This is a genomic window from Rhodoferax sp., from assembly GCF_014859475.1.
Classification (GTDB): Bacteria; Pseudomonadota; Gammaproteobacteria; order Burkholderiales; family Burkholderiaceae_C; genus Rhodoferax.
Genome location: NZ_JACUUE010000313.1, coordinates 1 through 1,954, shown reverse-complemented (window position 1 = coordinate 1,954; position 1,954 = coordinate 1). Strand labels below are relative to the sequence as shown.

The window sequence follows — 1,954 nt, the reverse complement described above, 5'->3', positions numbered from 1 at the left end:
CCCCTGCTAAGGGAGTATGGGGTGTAGAGCCTCATCGAGGGTTCGAATCCCTCCGATTCCGCCAAAAAACCACAAAGCCCATGTACTGCATGGGCTTTGTGGTTTCTGGCGTGTACTCACATTGGTTGGCCAATATGAACAAGAGAATGATGTGATGATGTCTGTCAAACCTGTCTCGGCGCAACGTTTGCCAGAACTGCTCAGGCGCATGCCCAAGGCCGAGCTGCACATGCACATCGAGGGCTCGCTGGAGCCCGAGCTCATGTTTGCCCTGGCCGCGCGCAACGGCATGACCGTGCCTTACGCCGACGTGGCAGCGCTGCGCCGGGCCTATGTGTTCAACAACCTGCAGGAATTTCTGGATGTGTACCACGCGGGCACGCTGGTGTTACGTACGGAGCAGGACTTTTATGACATGGCCTGGGCCTACCTGCAGCGCGCCGCGGCAGACCATGTGCTGCACACCGAGATTTTTTTCGACACGCAAACGCACACCGGCCACGGGCTGAGTGCCGAGGTGGTGATCAACGGCCTGCACCGCGCCTGTGTTGATGCCCAGGCCCAACTGGGCATCAGTGCCGCCTTGATTCTGTGTTTTTTGCGCCATTTGTCAGAGCGTGAGGCTTTTGAAGCGCTGGAGCAGGCGCTGCCATTGCGCGATAAGCTGATTGGCGTCGGGCTGGCATCAAGCGAGTTGGGTCATCCGCCAGAAAAATTCGCGCGCGTTTTCGCCAAAGCGCGTGCCCTGGGCTTTCGGCTGGTGGCGCACGCCGGCGAAGAAGGCCCGCCGGCCTACATCTGGAGCGCGCTGGATGTGCTGAAAGTGGAGCGCATCGACCATGGCGTGCAGGCGCTGCGCGACCCGGCACTGGTGGCTCGCCTGGTGCATGACCACATCCCCCTGACGGTGTGCCCGCTGTCCAACCTGAAGCTGCGGGTGTTTGCTGAATTGAAGCAACACAAGCTGGGTCTCATGCTGCAAGCCGGGCTGGTGGCCACCGTCAATTCAGACGATCCGGCCTATTTTGGCGGCTACATCAATGAGAACTTCACCCAGACATTTGCGGCCTTGGGGCTGACTGCCCAGCACGCTTACCAGTTGGCGCACAACAGTTTTGCGGCCAGCTTCATTGACGCGTCGGCCCGGCGGACTTTTCAGGAGCGCCTGGCCGAGGTGTTTGAAACATTCGAGTGAACCGGGCGCGCTTACTGCGCCGGTACCCAGCGCTGCAGGCGCGGCAACATGACGCGGTAGGGCGCCAGCAGCACGGCGGCCATCAGCCATTTGATGCCCAAGTCGCCCGTGGCCAGCATCAGCCAGTCCATGTCGGAGCCGTAGAACGCCAGGAAAAAGAAAATGCCGGTATCGACCACCGAGGCGATGATGGAACCGATCAACGGCGCTTTCCACCACGACATCGCGCGCAGCTTGTTGAAAGCGGCAATGTCGAGCATCTGGCCAATGATGAACGCCACACCCGAAGCCACGGCAATGCGCCAGGGCGCCAGCGTCAAAGACACCAGCACGGCAATGGCAAAGCCGGTAAAGGCCACGCGGCGCGCGGCACGCACACCCACGGCGCGGTTGGTCAGGTCGGTCACCAAAAACGCCACCGGGAAGGTGAACGCCCCCCAGGTGAGCCAGTCGTTGATGGGAAACTGCACCAAATAATTGGATGCCACGATGACAAGCAGCATGGCCAGAATAGGCCGCCAGAGCTTCAAAAGAGGGATCTGCAGAGAATTTTTCATGAGCGGATTATCGCAGCAGGGCAAAAACTCCTGGGATTCGTGGATTGCTTCACTGCGTTCGCAATGACGGTGATGTGCATGGGAAGTAAAAGGGGGGGAAGTAGGAAAGTAAAAGGGGACGCTACCCTTTTCTGGCTTCCGGTGCCGAGTAAAAGGGGACGCTACCCTTTTCTGGCTTCCGGTGCCGGGTCTCGCCCCGGCG

Annotated in this window: 2 protein-coding genes; one reads left to right on the top strand and one right to left on the bottom strand. The window is 59.9% G+C overall.

The features are described 5' to 3' along the window. Nucleotides 1-154 precede the first annotated feature (154 nt). Nucleotides 155-1,195, top strand: a complete 1,041-nt coding sequence (locus IBX54_RS14800) for an adenosine deaminase (protein WP_296543413.1) — start codon at nt 155-157, stop codon at nt 1,193-1,195. Nucleotides 1,196-1,206: 11 nt separating this feature from the next. Here IBX54_RS14800 and IBX54_RS14795 read toward each other — a convergent pair whose 3' ends face one another. Next, nucleotides 1,207-1,752: a VUT family protein gene (locus IBX54_RS14795; RefSeq protein WP_296543412.1), complete on the bottom strand. Its 546-nt coding sequence runs from the start codon at nt 1,750-1,752 to the stop codon at nt 1,207-1,209. Between the last annotated feature and the right edge of the window lie 202 nt (nt 1,753-1,954).

Coding starts and splice junctions, on each gene's coding strand:
- IBX54_RS14800 (WP_296543413.1), top strand. CDS start 155: ATGATGTCTGTCAAACCTGTCTCGGCGCAACGTTTGCCAGAACTGCTC.
- IBX54_RS14795 (WP_296543412.1), bottom strand. CDS start 1,752: ATGAAAAATTCTCTGCAGATCCCTCTTTTGAAGCTCTGGCGGCCTATT.